Here is a 16529-nt window from a genome sequence, read left to right as displayed (position 1 = left end):
GACATTCCTTATTGGCTCTTAAGATAAATAGCAGGATTGGTTTTACACACTAACCAAGCTGGGTACAAACCAGCTAAAATGCAGGTTGTAATTGCAATCAATGGGGCGCTCAATAGCATGGTTAAATCCATTGTCGCTAAGTTTTCATAGTAGTCGTAGCTTTGCCCTACGCCCATTAAGCCAAGTTGTGCTAGTACAATTCCTAGCATGCCACCTATAAAGCCAAGCATGGCGACCTCAACTAAGTGCTGTAAAAATATTTGCCTTTTACTCGCACCTAATGCGCGTCTTACACCTACTTCTGGCGCTCTGCGTAAAAACTTAGCTAAAAGTAAACCTAAAATATTGGCTAAGCAGACACCTAAAAACATAAAGCTCAGGCCCACTAAAATTTTATTGTCTTCGGTGACGACGTTGTTGTATTGCATCCATTGGTTTACATCGCGAAGTTTATACTCAAGTTCTTTACGATTAAATCGACCACGTTTTTGTTGTTCTTGCATATAGGCTAATAAGTAATTTTGATAGGCTTGTTTTTGTTCAAGCGTATTTAGCTCTGCCCAAAACTGGATCCATACTTGCTCAGATTGCAGTTTATCTGCAAAGGTTGGTGTGTTTTCGTGTTTCCATCCGTTGCTATTGCCCCAACTTACTAGCTCTTTTGTCTTTATTAAGCTAAAGGGCATAAATAACTCTTCTACTTGATTAAATGCACCGTTATTTAAATCATAATATTTAATATTGAGAGGCCAATGGTTAATAACACCAACTACTTGATAGCTTGCATCATCTAAGTAAATCAGTTCTCCGACGGAGTTTTGTCCTGCAAATAGTTTATCGTTTATCTCTTGGGTAATAACAACCACAGGTGCGGCAGAGTCTTCTTGCTCTTTGCTCCAAGCCCCTCCGTATAAAAATGACAAATTAAACATGCTAAAAAAGTCAGGCGTTGTCATGCGAGCATTACCTATAAAAGGTTTTATTTTGTCGGAGTCTAGATAAACTGAGAAACCGGTACGCATCATAGCCACTTTTTTCTCTGGCGTGGGTGCGTTTAATAAGTTCTCAGCATCTTGATAGGTCAGTTGCAGTGGCATGTTATCTTCTGTCCACCACGTACTACCATCGTCCATTGTTTGTAATTGCACACTGTAAAGTTGGCTGCTTTTTTCTGGTATAGGATCGGCCGACATCATGTGATAAACACTAAGGCTGGTCATTGTTATGCCTATACCTATCGCAATGGCAAGTACCATTAAAAAGCTAACCAATGGGGTGCGCTTGAAGCTGCGCCAACTTAAATCTAAATAATGAATAAACATTAGTTAAACCCCCGATGCTGTTTTTATAGTTTGCGCGCCTTGATAAAGTGTAAAGTCGGCAAGTTGCCCATCAACTACTTGAATATTACGCGGAGCACGGCGGGCTAATTCGCTATCATGCGTTACCATTATTATAGTGGCACCGTCGCGATTTATTTGCTCAAGTAACTCCATAACTTGGCGAGCCATTAAGCTGTCAAGGTTACCTGTTGGCTCATCGGCAAGTAAAAAACGAGGTTCACCAGCAAGCGCACGAGCTATTGCCACACGTTGTTGCTGGCCACCGGAGAGTTGCTGAGGTAAGTGTTTAGCGCGAGATGCTAAACCAACTTGTTCAAGGCATTGCTCAATTCGACGTTTTCGCTCATTTGCTTTAATCCCTCTATAGCGAAGAGGAACTTCTATGTTTTCATATAAATTTAAATCGGGGATCAAATTAAAGCCTTGGAATATAAAGCCAATTTTTTGATTCCGTAAATCAGCACGTTGGTTATCGTTTAGGCTGCCAACATTAACGCCATCTAACAGGTACTCACCTTCGTTAAAAGGCTCGAGCATACCTGCAATATTTAAAAAGGTTGTTTTTCCTGAGCCGCTAGGACCGGTAACAGCAATAAATTCGCCTTCGTTTACTTGCAGGTTAAAGTCTCGAAGCGCATGGGTTTGTACCATTTCTGTTTGGTATACTTTACTTACATTGTTCATTTGTAACATGGTTGTTCCTAATTATTTTTAGCGTTGGTTGAGAACGTCTGTTTAATTTAATAAAATCGTATCGGCTTGCTTAAAGTCGCTGTAGCTTGAAATAATAATTTCATCGTTTTCTTTAACACCGCTTAAAAGTTCAACCGCATTAATGCTGGTGGCGCCGATTGTAATAGGTATACGCTTTGCAATATTGCCTTCTACCTTATAAGCAAAAATTCCGCCTTGCTGCATAAAAGCGCCGCGTTTTACTTGCATTACACCTTCTCGGTTGTCGAGTAAAATACGTGCAGTTAAGCGTTGGTTTTGACGGATGTTGTTAGTAACACCTTTAAATCGGACGCGTGCTGTTACTTCACGATTATTAACTTCTGGTGATATGGCGGATAAATTCCCCATCACTGTTTCATTGCCTAACTTAAGCTCTACTTCCATACCGAGTCCTAATTCGTTGGCGTAACTTTCAGGTACTTGAAGTTCCGCTTCGAAATTACTTAAGTCGACGAGAGTCATAAGAGGTTGGCTTTGCGTCACTGCGGCTTTTTGTTGCACTAATAGGTTACCCACGATCCCAGTAACGGTAGCCTTAATAGATAGGTTGCTTACTTTTCTGATTAAATCATCAACGATAAGTTGTTGGCGGGTCACATCACTTTTAGCAGCTTGTAGTTCAAAAGCGAGCGTGTCTTTGGCAAGCAATACCTCTTGTTGTGCATGTTTATACGAGAGCTTAGCTCGGGATAAATCATCAACTGCTTTTTCAAGATCAATTTGGCTAATTAAGTGCTTTTGAATTGATAACTGCGCGCGGCGATTTTCGCGCTCAGCGGCGTTAAGCTCAACTTGTGCCATATCGAGTGTTTTATTTAAAGTGAGTGTTTGGCGTCTTGCTTGCAAATACTGCCTTTGCTGCTCGCCTTGTAGTCGTTTAAGCACAGATTCTTGTTGCTTTAATTCGTTAGTTAACTCAGGGCTTTGTAGCAGGGCAAGTGTGTCCCCTTGCTTTACTGTATCGCCGGCCTTTACTTTTAAATCTATAAATCCACGTTCTGGACTGTAGATTTTAGGAGCATTAGCAGCAACAATTTTACCACTGGCGGCAATATCTCGAATGAGCGCTTTAACATGTACTTTTGCAACCTGTACTTTTGAGCGGCTAATAGAGCTTTTAGCGCTATGGTTAGTTAAAAAAATATAAGCAACTGTAGAGACCACAATGAAAACAATCGCAGTGATTATCGCGTATTTTTTATAGCTTATAGGTGCCTTTACTTGTACGTCTTGTGCGCTGGTATCTTTAATCATTTAATTCCCCCTACATTGCTTTTATGTATTTTTCGCACAGCAGTAATAAAGCTGCTGTGCAAATGGCGGCAATAGGAGAGAGCAAAAATAAGCTTAGAGTAAACATGGTAATTCCAATTAGCGATTATATGTAAAGCTATACGATTAATATGCCAACTATTATCACATTGATATTAAAGTGCTTTTTATTTTTTGTTCATGAAAATGATGTCCGCGGACAGTTTTTATGTCCGCATCGGACACCGCTTTAAATAAAAATTCACTATTAATGTACAAAAAAGGACATGAACTTTCATAACTATACTAATGAGCAGCAATAATCGGGGATGTTAAGCCATTAAAGTAATGAAATACCATAAAACTATCTAAATGTTAACTGAATAGCCCTTCATTTGTTGAATACTTATTCACTTTTACTCGCCTTTACGTTTACGTAAGCTGCACCTTTGGGTGCTTGTGTTTTTTACAATATGTTAAACTTGACACCAGTGTCATAAAAAAATAGTGGTTAAAATAACGCTAAATGTTAAAAATAATGATAAAAAGAAATCTTGCTATGAAGTGAGAAATATTCAAGAATGTGAATATGTATTCAAAGTGCTATTGACTCTATTTAAGATAGAGGCTAGTTTTGTCCGTCTGTTAGCAAATCGTCGAGCAGTTCATCCACGCTAACAGTGCAGCAAGGGGAGGGGTCTATGTTATACGACTCAAAGTTAGAAAAAGAAAATTGTGGCTTTGGCTTAATAGCCCAAGTTAATGGTCAAGCTAGTCATAGGCTTATTCGTACTGCTATTACGGGGCTTGATCGCATGCAGCACCGTGGCGGTATATCTGCCGATGGTAAAACAGGTGATGGCTGTGGTTTATTATTACAAAAACCAGATAGCTTTTTCCGTGCAATTGCCAGTGAACATAATTGGCACTTAGGCAAAAACTACGCAGTGGGTATGATATTTTTAAATTCAGACCCTGTTTTAGCACAAGCTGCAAAACAAATACTTAGCGAAGAATTAGAAAAAGAAACGCTAAATATTTTAGGTTGGCGTGTTGTACCAACCGACCCATCTATGTTGGGTCCTATTGCTGTACAGCAATTACCAGGTTTTGAACAAATTTTTGTTAGCGCGCCAGAAGGTTGGCGTTCTAAAGACTTAGAGCGTCGCTTATATGTAGCACGCCGCCGCGCTGAAAAGCGCATTGTTGATGATGAAGCTTTCTATATCGCAAGTCTATCTGGTTTGGTAACTATCTATAAAGGCTTAATGATGCCTGCGGATTTACCTAATTTTTACCTAGATTTAGCTGATATTCGTATGACGAGTGCGATTTGTGTTTTCCATCAGCGCTTTTCTACTAATACTCAGCCGCGTTGGCCTTTAGCTCAACCTTTCCGCTATTTAGCACACAATGGTGAAATTAATACTATTGAAGGTAACCGCCAGTGGGCACGCGCACGTTCTTATAAATTTGCGTCACCGCTTATTCCTGATTTACAAAGCGCAGCGCCGTTTGTAAACGAAACCGGTTCTGATTCATCAAGCCTAGATAATATGCTTGAGCTATTTTTAGCTGGCGGCATGGATTTATTCCGCGCTATGCGTATGCTTGTGCCGCCTGCATGGCAGAAAAACCGTGCAATGGACGACGATTTACGTGCATTTTACGACTTTAACTCTATGCATATGGAACCATGGGATGGCCCGGCAGGTATTGTTATGTCGGATGGTCGTTTTGCAGCGTGTAACCTTGACCGTAATGGACTTCGCCCAGCACGTTATGTAATTACACAAGATGGTTTTATTACGCTCGCATCAGAAGTGGGTATTTGGGATTACACTGCCGATGAAGTGGTTGAAAAAGGCCGTGTTGGTCCAGGTGAATTATTAGTTATTGATACTAAACTTGGCAAAATCTGGCACTCGGATGAAATCGATCAAGATTTAAAATCTCGCCATCCTTACAAGTCATGGCTTGAAGAAAACGTTAAACGTTTAGTTCCATTTGAAGAACTTACTGAGCAAGACGCTGGTAATCGCTCATTTGATGACGAAACGCTAGCTAAATATCAAAAAATGTTTGGTTATACCAACGAAGAGCTTGATAGCGTTATTCGTGTAATGGGTGAAAACGGCCAAGAAGCGACAGGCTCAATGGGTGATGACACGCCATTTGCTGTGCTTAGTGAAGGGCATCGTTCACTTTATGATTACTTCCGCCAAAAATTTGCGCAAGTAACAAATCCACCTATCGATCCACTACGTGAAAACCATGTAATGTCGCTTGCAACCTGTATTGGTAGTGAGCAAAACGTATTTAACGAAACAACGGGCCACGCTAAGCGCCTACAGTTTGATACACCAATTTTAATGTACGCAGACATGCAGCAGCTATTAAATGCTGATGAAGCGCACTACAGCTACTGTAAAATTGATATTACCTATACAGTTGAAGAGGGTTTAGAAAACGCGGTTACGCGTATTTGTGACCAAGCACAAGAAAAAGCAGCTGCGGGCTGTATCATGCTTATTTTAACTGACCGTAACTTTGATGAAATAAATTTACCAATTCCAGCAGCTATGGCTGTAGGTGCGGTACAAAAACGCTTAGTTGATAACAACTTGCGCTGTGAATCAAATATTATCATTGAAACTGGCAGCGTGCGAGATGCGCACCAGTTTGCTGTGCTATTAGGTTTTGGTGCTACGGCAATTTATCCATACCTTGCGTATGAATCGTTAGTTGCGATGAGCGACAGCAAAATTATTGATAAGTCGTATTGCGAAGTGACCCTTGCTTATCGGAAAGCCATTAATAAAGGCTTGTACAAAATTATGTCTAAAATGGGCATAAGTACGGTTGCATCTTATCGTTGTTCAATGTTGTTTGAAGCGGTGGGATTATCTGATGCGATTATTGAAATGTGCTTTAAAGGCGTTGCAAGTCGTATACAAGGTGCATGCTTTACCGACTTTGATGACGATCAGCAAAGTTTGCACAAACTTGCTTTAAGTAAGCGTAAATTATTAAGCCACGGTGGTTTATTTAAGTACGTTCACGGTGGTGAGTATCATGCTTATAATCCAGATGTTATTCAAACCCTGCAAAAAGCGGTTCGATCAGGTGATTATAAAGACTACAGTGCGTACGCTGATTTAGTTAATAATCGTCCAATTGCGACTTTGCGCGATATGTTAGCGCTTAAACTACCTGAGCAAGGTATAAGCATCGATGAAGTAGAGTCTGCAGAAAACCTATACAAGCGTTTTGACTCAGCAGCAATGAGTATTGGTGCGTTATCACCAGAAGCTCATGAAGCGCTAGCAATTGCAATGAACCGCTTAGGTGGTTGTTCAAACTCTGGTGAAGGCGGTGAAGATAAACTGCGTTATGGTACAGAGAAAAACTCGCGTATTAAACAAGTCGCTTCAGGTCGATTTGGTGTAACGCCTCATTACTTACGCAGTGCTGACGTTATTCAAATTAAAGTAGCGCAAGGTGCAAAACCAGGCGAAGGTGGACAATTACCGGGTGAAAAAGTAACGCCGTATATTGCTAAGCTTCGTTATTCGGTACCAGGTGTTACGTTAATTTCGCCACCACCGCATCACGATATTTACTCAATTGAAGATTTAGCACAGCTAATTTTCGATTTAAAACAAGTAAACCCTAAAGCACTTATTTCTGTAAAACTTGTTTCAGAGCCAGGTGTGGGAACCATTGCAACAGGTGTTGCTAAAGCATATGCCGATTTAATTACTATTTCTGGCTACGATGGCGGTACAGGCGCAAGCCCACTTACTTCTGTTAAATATGCGGGTAGCCCATGGGAGCTTGGACTTGCTGAAACACAGCAAGCACTAGTTGAAAATGGCCTTCGTCATCGCATTCGCCTGCAAACAGATGGTGGCTTAAAAACAGGTTTAGATATTATTAAAGCGGCAATTTTAGGTGCTGAAAGCTTTGGTTTTGGTACTGGTCCAATGGTTGCCCTTGGGTGTAAATACTTACGTATTTGTCACTTAAATAACTGTGCGACCGGTGTTGCAACACAAGACGAAACACTTCGTCAAAAGCATTATCACGGTTTACCAGAAATGGCGATGAACTACTTTAAGTTTATAGCGCAAGAAGCGCGTGAAATTATGGCTAGCCTAGGCGTTGCAAATTTAACTGACTTAATTGGCCGTTTAGATTTATTAGAAGAAATTGAAGGCAAAACTGCAAAGCAGAAGAAAATTGATTTATCGTCTGTTATTGCTCAGCCGAACAACCCAACTGGCGAAACGCTTTATTGTAGTGCGCCTAACAGTTCGCATTATCTAGGTAAGTTAAACGAAAGTTTATTAGCTAAAGCGCAAGAGGCAATTGATACGTCAAGCGGTATCTCGCTTGTGAGTCGTATTTGTAATACTGACCGCTCTGTAGGTGCAATGCTTTCGGGTTATATTGCTGATAAACACGGTAATCAAGGTATGGCGGCAGACCCCGTAGCAATTGAATTACACGGTACGGCGGGTCAATCGTTTGGTGTTTGGAATGCCGGTGGTCTTGAAATGACATTGGTTGGCGATGCTAACGATTACGTAGGTAAAGGCATGGCAGGCGGTAAGTTAGTTATTCGTCCACCACTTGGCTCATCTTTTGAAAGCCATAAAGCAACCATTGCTGGAAACACATGTTTGTACGGCGCTACAGGCGGAAAACTGTTTGCAGCGGGTTGTGCCGGTGAGCGCTTTGCAGTTCGTAACTCAGGTGTGCAAGCGGTTGTTGAAGGTGTAGGTGACAACGGTTGTGAATACATGACCGGTGGCGTTGTGTGTGTACTTGGTAATGTAGGTGTTAACTTTGGCGCGGGTATGACTGGTGGTTTTGCTTATATTTTAGATGAGCGAAATGATTTTGAAAAACGCATTAATCCAGAGCTTGTAGAAATAGTAACACTAGACGAATTAACGTCGCATCAAGAACATTTACGCGGCTTAATTGCTGAGCATTTAGAGCTTACGGGTTCGTGCAGAGCAGAAAGCATTTTAGCTAACTTTGAACTGTACTTACCGATGTTCAAATTAGTAAAACCAAAATCAAGCGACGTAAAAAGTTTACTCGGGCATCGCGCTCGCAGTAGTGCCGAACTACGTGTTCAGGCGCAATAAGGGGGCAGTATGAGCGAAAATGTATATCAATTTATAGACGTGCAGCGTGTAGACCCACGCAAAAAACCAATCTCGTCACGTAAAAAATCTTTCGTAGAAATTTACGAACCCTTTTCAGAAAATCAGGTTAACTCACAAGCTGATCGTTGTTTAGATTGTGGTAACCCGTATTGTGAGTGGAAGTGCCCAGTACATAACTACATTCCACAATGGTTAAAGTTAATACGCACAGGTCGTATTATAGAGGCAGCAGAGCTTTCTCATCGTACAAATAGCTTACCAGAAGTGTGTGGGCGTGTTTGCCCACAAGACCGCTTGTGTGAAGGTTCGTGTACATTAGATGAAGAGTTTGGTGCGGTTACAATTGGTAATATTGAAAAATACATTACCGATGAGGCATTTAAAATGGGCTGGAAGCCTGATATGTCTTATGTAACTTGGACCGACAAAAAAGTAGCTATTATTGGTGCAGGCCCAGCTGGTTTAGGGTGTGCTGATATTTTAGTTCGTAACGGCGTAAAACCAGTAGTGTTTGATCGTCACCCAGAAATTGGCGGACTACTCACGTTTGGTATTCCTTCTTTTAAACTTGAAAAAGAAGTGATGCAAAAGCGCCGTGAAATTTTCACTGAAATGGGCGTGGAGTTTAAGTTAAATGTTGAAGTAGGTGTTGATATTACGCTTGATCAAATTTTAGCTGATTACGACGCCGTATTTTTAGGAGTTGGTACGTATCAAAGTATGCGTGCAGGTCTTGAAAATGAAGATGCACCAGGTGTTCACGATGCACTCCCGTTCTTGATTGGTAACACTAACCGTGTAATGGGCTATGACGAGACTAAGCAGCCGTGTATTGATATGGCTAACCAAAAAGTAGTTGTACTTGGTGGTGGTGATACAGCGATGGACTGTGTGCGTACGTCTATTCGTCAAAATGCTGCAAAAGTAACGTGTGCTTATCGTCGTGATAAAGAAAATATGCCTGGTTCTAAACGTGAAGTTAAAAACGCCAAAGAAGAAGGCGTTATATTTACCTATAACGTTCAGCCTAAAGGCATTGTATTGAACGATAAAGGTAAAGTAACTGGCGTTAGAATGGTTAAAACTAAATTAGGCGAACCTGACGCAAATGGCAGAAGTCGTGCTGAAGAAGTACCTGGTTCAGAGCATGTGATAGAAGCTGATCAAGTTATTATGGCATTTGGTTTCCAGCCTCATAAAATGGATTGGTTAGAAAAATACGATGTAGAAATAAACCACTGGGGCGGCATTAATGCTCCAGAACAAGGTGAATTTACACATCAAACAACGAACCCTAAAATATTTGCTGGTGGCGATATTGTGCGTGGTTCAGATTTAGTGGTAACCGCTATTTTTGAAGGACGTAATGCTGCAGAAGGTATTATGGATTATTTAAAAGTCTAATTGTTCGTATTAATAAAATGAATAAGAAGCAAGCCAACTGGCTTGCTTTTTTATTTGTTTTATTCGAATGTAATGTCAACGTAGTTAGTAACAAACGGTATTATATTAATATCACCTGTAGCATAGCTTGCTTTAGCGACACCTTGAGCTTTTACCTTTAGTGTAACTACCAAGAGGGATTATTTTCCTTTAGTGAGGGTATGCTTGTTTCGAGCTAAATACGGATGCTTTGGGCATCTATTAAGCAGCCTTGAGGGTTAATTTATACATGCAAACTTTACGCTTTACGTAACCAACACAAGGGTACAGGCATATACTTATAGCAACTCGAGTTTTTGGATTTTCAGCAGTACTAGCTAACGTTATTTGGCCATAATCTGTAGCTTCTTTTGTTGCTTAATATGCTATAACTTTTGTTTGCATCGTTGTATAAACACTTTGATGTGAAGAGTTAATTGATTGGTTGCTTGTCTAAATACATATATACAGTACCGTTAACACCATCTTTAACTGCGAGTGTTATACCACTACTTTTACTATTACTCAGTACTATTAGTGCGGGTAGTGTGGGAATAAAAAAGTAAACTTATTTATTTTTTAACTCTTAATGTTATCGCATTATCCCTAACAAAGGTAAGTAATGGTTAAAGTATTCGCTTTTATCAACCCGAAATAACTAATCTTAAGAGTTGATTTAAATATAAAGTTGGTCCATTATCGCACGCTGTTTACGGTTTGCTTACTTTTTGTCTACAAGTGAGCTTTTATATATTAATAAAATAAATAGAAATTATGTACGAATATTCAAACAAGTCGGAAAGGAAACTCATTGTTCGATTCTTCTCTTCAATAGGGTTTATAGCAACGTTTTCTATGGCTAGCTTAGCATTTATTAATAGCAGTTATTTATTAGCGTGTACCTTGGTTGTTTCTTCGTTTGTTTATTTATTGGCATTTAGCATAAGTAGGGGAGTAGAGAAGTCAGGCACTATAATTTTATACAACCTTTATGCACTAATGTTTTACCTAGTCCTCACTGGTGGAGCACAAGGAACAGGGCCTATATGGATATTCATAGTGTCTCCAGTTACTTATTCAATACGCGGACTTAAGCGAGGTACATTTGATATAATTTTGTTTTTATTAGCGATTGTTTTAGGCTTTTACTGCGCTGATACATTCAATATATATGACTATAGTCCGGAACAGTTTCCTATCAGAATCATACTCGCTTTTATAATTGTCGCGTCGCTGAGTGGCTACTACGAGTTTTCAAGAGAAAAATACAGCAGTAAAATAATTGCTTTGAGTCAAAAGAATGAATTTTTAGCAACTATAGATCCACTCACCAACCTGCCAAACCGTCGCTATACCATGAATAAGCTTGTGGCTTTCAAAAGTGAGCTGAAAGATAATAATACTCCTTTTGTAATTTTATTAGCTGATGTAGATAATTTTAAAAAGATTAATGATCAATTCGGCCATGATTTTGGCGATGAAGCACTTATTCAGTTAGCTAAAACCTTTGATAAAAGTATTCCAAAAAATGCGATTGCATCACGTTGGGGCGGAGAGGAGTTTTTAATTGTTATTCCAGATGCAACAGTTGAGCAGGGGGAGCAAGTTGCAGAAAAAATCCACAACACCCTTAAAGCTTCAGTTGTGAGCTTATTTTCAGATAGTACCAATATTACGCTAAGCATTGGTGTTATCTCTGCAAGTGCCGAACGCTCAATTGATCTTGATATCAAGCGTGCTGATGAACTACTTTATAAAGCAAAAGCGCAAGGTAAAAACAGAACGTGTTCTTCTTAAAAGTTTATCTACTTTAATCCATTGAAAACGAATCAAGTGATGGCTTTATTCTAGCCTTTCTGCGCTTTACGCTCATGTAACACATTGCATTACAGACAATCTGCATTGTAATTAATAGCCAATAACTTATGCCTAAGTCACTTAGGTTATTTACTTTTTCGCTAGTAAAGTAATAGGCTACAGCGATTATCTGAAGAACTAAAAAGCTATTTAAAAACCTCAGTAAACGCTGTTTAAAGTAAGTATGCTTATATTTACTAAAAATAATTAAACAGCTGCTTAGCGCTAATAAAAACCAACTTAAAATGATACAAAAATTAACTAAAGTACTGTGCATTATTTAATCCTTCAAAGCTCTATTAACCAATATTAGGCATGGGCCATTATTAGTTCTTTAGCATTCGCTTTAGCTGTTTTACTGATATTATCACCACCAAGTAAGCGAGCTATTTCATTAATACGACCATCTTTATTCAAAGGCAGCATATGAGTGAACGTTTCGCCTTGTGCTATTTCTTTAGCTACAAAAAATTGTTGGTGTGCGCTACTAGCAACCTGCGGTAAATGGGTAACACAAATCACTTGAGTAGACTTACCTAACTGGCGCAATAGTTTGCCTACGGCTGATGCTGTAGGGCCAGAAATACCTACATCAACTTCATCAAAAATAAGCGTTGGGGTTGTTACTTTTTGGGCAATAATTACCTGTATAGCAAGGCTAATTCGCGAAAGCTCACCACCTGAGGCTACTTTAGCTAACGGCTGAAGTGGCTGCCCCGGATTAGTTGATACTAAAAACGACACATTATCGTACCCTAAGCTATTAGGTGCGCGGCTACTCTCTTGAGTTAAAGCTATTTCAAATACACCGTTTTCCATCGATAAATTAGCCATGCTTTCACTTATTAGTGTGTTAAGTGTATTCGCATACTCATAGCGACTTTTACTTAGTTCATCGGCAGCTTGCTTATAACTAAGTAACGCGCTTTCTATTTCTGACTCTAGTTGCTCCAGACGATTACTATTATTACTTATTGACTCAAGCTCCTGAGCAATCGATTGATGAAACTCAACTAGCTGCTGTGGTTTTATGTGATGCTTACGCGCTAAATCCATCGCACCGCTTAGTCTATTTTCTACTTCACCTAAACGAGCAGGATCTAAATCTGCTTGCTCAGTATAATTTCGAACTTCACGGCTTGCTTCTTCAACTTGTACTGCGGCTTCACTAAGGAGGGCTGCTACGCCTGCTAAGCTTTCGTCGTATTGAGCCAGCTCAGCGAATTGTTGGGCACTGTGCTGCAGCATTGAACAAGCATTTTGTTCATCACTTTCATATAAGTATTGTAATTCACGTTGGCACGATTCTAATATTGTTTGGCTGTTACTAAGTTTGTAATGCTCGGCCTCAATTAAATCAAACTCACCTTCTTGTAAGGCAAACTCATCGAGCTCTGCAACTTGGTATTCTAACAATTGTTTTTGCGCTGCTTGTTGCTGCTGTTGTTGCTCTAAATGTTTAAATTCTTTTTGTAAGTTAGCAAACTGTTTATAGTTGTTATTTACATCATTTACTAAGTGGTGATGCCCTGCGTAGGCATCTAAAAGCTGTAACTGATGCTCAGCTTTTAATAAGTGTTGGTGGGCATGTTGTCCATGAATGGATATTAAATATTGACCAAGTTCTTTTAATTGTGATGCGGTAACGGCACTGCCATTAATGTAGCTTTTACTGCGTCCATTTTTGCAAACAACACGACGTAATAAACATTCATTATCGTCATTGTTTAGCATATGTTGCTCTAAAAACGATTGAGCTAGCGGTAAATCTGTTAGGTCAAATTGAGCGCACACTTCTGCTTTATCAGAGCTTGGGCGCACTGCTGATGCTTCCGCTCGTTCACCTAAACATAATGATAGCGCATCAATAGCAATAGATTTACCAGCACCTGTCTCGCCAGTGATCGCGGTCATACCGCTGCGCCATTCTGTGCTTAAATTACTAACAATTGCAAAATTTTTAACTTCTAAACCAATTAACATACTGTTTATCCATCCAGTCAATTAACTGTTAATTTATACAGTGTTTTGGTTTTTTGCAAATTAATTTTTTATTATTTATGCAACGCTTACATCTTGAGTAAATTGTGTATCAGAAGTTTTTGGAGAGGTATCAATTTGATCATCAACAATATCAGTAGCTTGTATGATGTCTTCGGTTTTAAGTAGCCCGATAAGTGGAGGTAAAGTATTTAGGTAAAAACTCTTATTGTATAAAATTCCTTGCTGAGGTAACTCAGATACAAAGTACTGTATATTATCAATCAATGGCTGGATTATATTCGTTTGATTAGTTTTAATTAACTCGTTGGACAACGTATTAATTAGTAGGTCAGCGGTATCTTCAAGTTGTTGCAAATTCTCGTCTGTATGCGATTGCACAACAAAAAAATTATTTACAATAGCTTGAATACGAGGAACGTATTTTGGGCGAATTATTTTAGCATCAAGAAGATTATTAAGCTTTGCTTTAAGGCGTGAATTTACATGCGAAACACGTTCATTAAATAGCTTTTTTCTAGCTTCGATTGCTTTTTTGCGATTACTCTCAATTTTGAGGTAACTGTATAAAAGTGTAATTAATAGCAGTAAAGCAAAGAATACTACATAAGTCATTGCTACTCGTTCCTAAATTATTTGATTATTATTTTAAGCCGCCATTTTGCTTTATAGTACTAAATTTGGCAATAAAATTAGTACAAACGACTACCCCAATTTAGTTTTGTACGTAAAACGTTGTAGTACGAGTAATTTTTTGGATGAATTAAGCGCAATTGTTTATCCGCTTTTTTAATTACTACCTCATCGCCGGGTAATACGGCAAGCACAACATGGCTGTCGCAACTTACCTGTAGGCTATCTGTATTTTCTAGGCTTAGCTTTAAGCGTACTTCGTTATCGGCATCGACCACTAAAGGTCTGCTAGATAAGGTATGAGGAAACATAGGCACTAACGATATTGCATTTAGCTCTGGCGTTAAAATTGGCCCGCCACCTGAAAGTGAATATGCCGTAGAGCCAGTAGGGGTTGATACTATTAAACCGTCAGAGCGCTGAGAAAACACAAAGTCATTATTTATAAAAGCTTCAAACTCAATCATATGCGCTACTTTATCGGCATGAAGTACCGCCTCGTTAACGGCAGAATTTGCACTCTTTAATTCGTTGTGGCGATATACTTCTACTTCTAATAAAAAGCGTTTTTCTTCAAGGTACTCACCACTGAGGACTTGCTCTAAGCTCGCTTCAAACCCTTCAGGGTTTAAATCAGTTAAAAAGCCAAGGTTACCTCTATTTACTCCAATTACAGCAATGTTAAAGCGCGCAAGCACGCGTGCAGCACCAAGCATGTTACCGTCACCGCCTACAACAATAGCTAAATCGGCTTGTTCTCCTAAGTCGACTAACTTAACAAGTTTGTCATGCGGGATATCGTCTAATTGACTCCCTGTGCGTTTTTCTACTATTACCTCAAAACCAAGCGCAAGTAAAAATGTATGTAAGCGCTGAAGGGTAGCAGCGGCTCCCGGGTGATTAGGTTTGCCAATTAGGCCTATGGTATTAAAAGGAGAGTCCATAATGTACGCACAAAAAGATTTAATAATTGTAGAGTAACTCAAAACAGAAGTGTTTGAAAATACAGATTATAGCAATATTATAAACCTTCAATTTTATTCGCAGTCAGTTAACTGCACGACTTGAAAAACAACTAAACGCCCCGATATCTCTTTCATGCAACAAGATGTAGATACCATGAAACTAAACTCACGAGATCAGCAAATTTTTTCAGCTGTTATGAACATGTACTGTAATGGTGAAGGCTTGCCTGTTCCATCAACAAAAATTGCCAAGCTCAAAGGCATGGCAGTATGCTCGGCTACGGTTCGTAATGCTATGGCTCGCTTAGAAAAAGTGGGGCTATTGTATTCACCTCATACATCTGCAGGACGAGTGCCCACAAATGAAGGGTTTGATTATTGGTTTGATGAGTTTTTTCCACTCGCTGACATTGCTAATTATTGGCAACCAGAGCAATCACAACTCGTTGAACTAGCACATGGTTTGAGCCAAAAATACCAAATATGTTGTTGTGTTGGTTTACCACAAGCCAGCTCGCAGCAAGTGTTTAGAGTAGAAGTGCTTGATTTTGATTCTACCGACTGGCTTATTCTATTAATAGACAGGGCTGGGCAGAGCCACAACATTTGTATTGATAAACCTCATGATTCGTCAGATTCTGTTCGTTATCAGTTTGCAACATGGTTGAACACCGTATTTAGCCAACAAACTCTTATGGAGGGTTTGTATCGTATGCAGGCGATGGCAAATACAGCGCCTCGAAATTGTCATGATTCGCTTAATCAATGGACGCGACAGCTAAGTCAAAAATTAGGCTCAGATAATAGTATTGTAGTTGGCGAAAATTACCTCTATAAACAAATCGATTGTGAGCAAAGTTTAAATATTGGTGTTTCGTTTTTAAATTATGTAGAAGATAAACTCGCTTTTAAAAACGGTGTATCGGTACTTAATAGCGAAAAATTGCCTTTTACTGAGTGTGATGAATTGATCGTAATAAGCGTGCCGTACTTTCAAAATCAAGAATACCAAAGCCGCTTTTGTATAATTTGCCCTAAATCAGCGCAAATCGAAGAAATAATTCGAGAATTTAAATTAATTGAGGCATCTAACTCTTGAATCTTTTTATTCAATCCCCATAATTACCGCAGTTGTAAAGAAT

At 39.3% G+C, this 16529-nt stretch carries 11 protein-coding genes; 4 read left to right on the top strand and 7 right to left on the bottom strand.

Features of this window, described 5'->3' with window-relative positions:
- Positions 1–8: 8 nt before the first annotated feature.
- Genes H5157_RS10475 through H5157_RS10465 form a run of 3 tightly spaced genes read right to left on the bottom strand, consistent with a single transcriptional unit; the run spans position 9 to position 3332 of the window.
- On the bottom strand, positions 9–1322 hold the full coding sequence (locus H5157_RS10475; protein WP_182695629.1) for an ABC transporter permease: 1314 nt from the start codon (positions 1320–1322) through the stop codon (positions 9–11).
- Positions 1323–1325: 3 nt separating this feature from the next.
- A complete protein-coding gene (locus tag H5157_RS10470) occupies positions 1326–2036 on the bottom strand; it encodes an ABC transporter ATP-binding protein (protein WP_182693985.1) in 711 nt (236 codons plus the stop codon).
- Positions 2037–2078: 42 nt separating this feature from the next.
- A complete protein-coding gene (locus tag H5157_RS10465; protein WP_182724655.1) occupies positions 2079–3332 on the bottom strand; it encodes an efflux RND transporter periplasmic adaptor subunit in 1254 nt (417 codons plus the stop codon).
- A 698-nt stretch (positions 3333–4030) separates the two neighbouring features.
- Between H5157_RS10465 and gltB the strand changes: the two genes are divergently transcribed.
- From gltB to H5157_RS10450, 3 genes are all read left to right on the top strand, one after another.
- On the top strand, positions 4031–8488 hold the full coding sequence (gltB, locus tag H5157_RS10460) for a glutamate synthase large subunit (RefSeq protein ID WP_004335377.1): 4458 nt from the start codon (positions 4031–4033) through the stop codon (positions 8486–8488).
- Positions 8489–8497: 9 nt separating this feature from the next.
- A complete protein-coding gene (locus H5157_RS10455) occupies positions 8498–9913 on the top strand; it encodes an FAD-dependent oxidoreductase (RefSeq protein WP_004335378.1) in 1416 nt (471 codons plus the stop codon).
- A 792-nt stretch (positions 9914–10705) separates the two neighbouring features.
- On the top strand, positions 10706–11728 hold the full coding sequence (locus H5157_RS10450; protein WP_335676254.1) for a GGDEF domain-containing protein: 1023 nt from the start codon (positions 10706–10708) through the stop codon (positions 11726–11728).
- 13 nt (positions 11729–11741) lie between these two features.
- Here H5157_RS10450 and H5157_RS10445 read toward each other — a convergent pair whose 3' ends face one another.
- The 4 genes from H5157_RS10445 to nadK all read right to left on the bottom strand — a co-directional run bounded on the left by H5157_RS10445 (position 11742) and on the right by nadK (position 15366).
- Positions 11742–12065, bottom strand: coding sequence for a hypothetical protein (locus H5157_RS10445; protein WP_182724654.1), 324 nt, complete (start codon positions 12063–12065; stop codon positions 11742–11744).
- 32 nt (positions 12066–12097) lie between these two features.
- Entirely contained in the window at positions 12098–13771 is a 1674-nt protein-coding gene (recN, locus tag H5157_RS10440; RefSeq protein WP_039487455.1) for a DNA repair protein RecN, read from the bottom strand.
- Between the two features lie 75 nt (positions 13772–13846).
- Entirely contained in the window at positions 13847–14404 is a 558-nt protein-coding gene (locus H5157_RS10435) for a hypothetical protein (protein WP_182724653.1), read from the bottom strand.
- 77 nt (positions 14405–14481) lie between these two features.
- Entirely contained in the window at positions 14482–15366 is an 885-nt protein-coding gene (gene nadK / locus H5157_RS10430) for an NAD(+) kinase (protein WP_004335384.1), read from the bottom strand.
- Between the two features lie 154 nt (positions 15367–15520).
- Here nadK and H5157_RS10425 point away from each other — a divergent pair, with 154 nt between their 5' ends.
- Complete coding sequence (locus H5157_RS10425) at positions 15521–16486, top strand: HrcA family transcriptional regulator (RefSeq protein WP_004335385.1); 966 nt, start codon at positions 15521–15523, stop codon at positions 16484–16486.
- Positions 16487–16529 lie beyond the last annotated feature (43 nt).

Origin of the sequence: Pseudoalteromonas sp. SG43-3 (assembly GCF_014164385.1) — a bacterium.
In the GTDB taxonomy this organism is placed as follows: Bacteria; Pseudomonadota; Gammaproteobacteria; order Enterobacterales; family Alteromonadaceae; genus Pseudoalteromonas; species Pseudoalteromonas distincta.
This window is presented reverse-complemented; position numbering and strand designations above follow the sequence as displayed.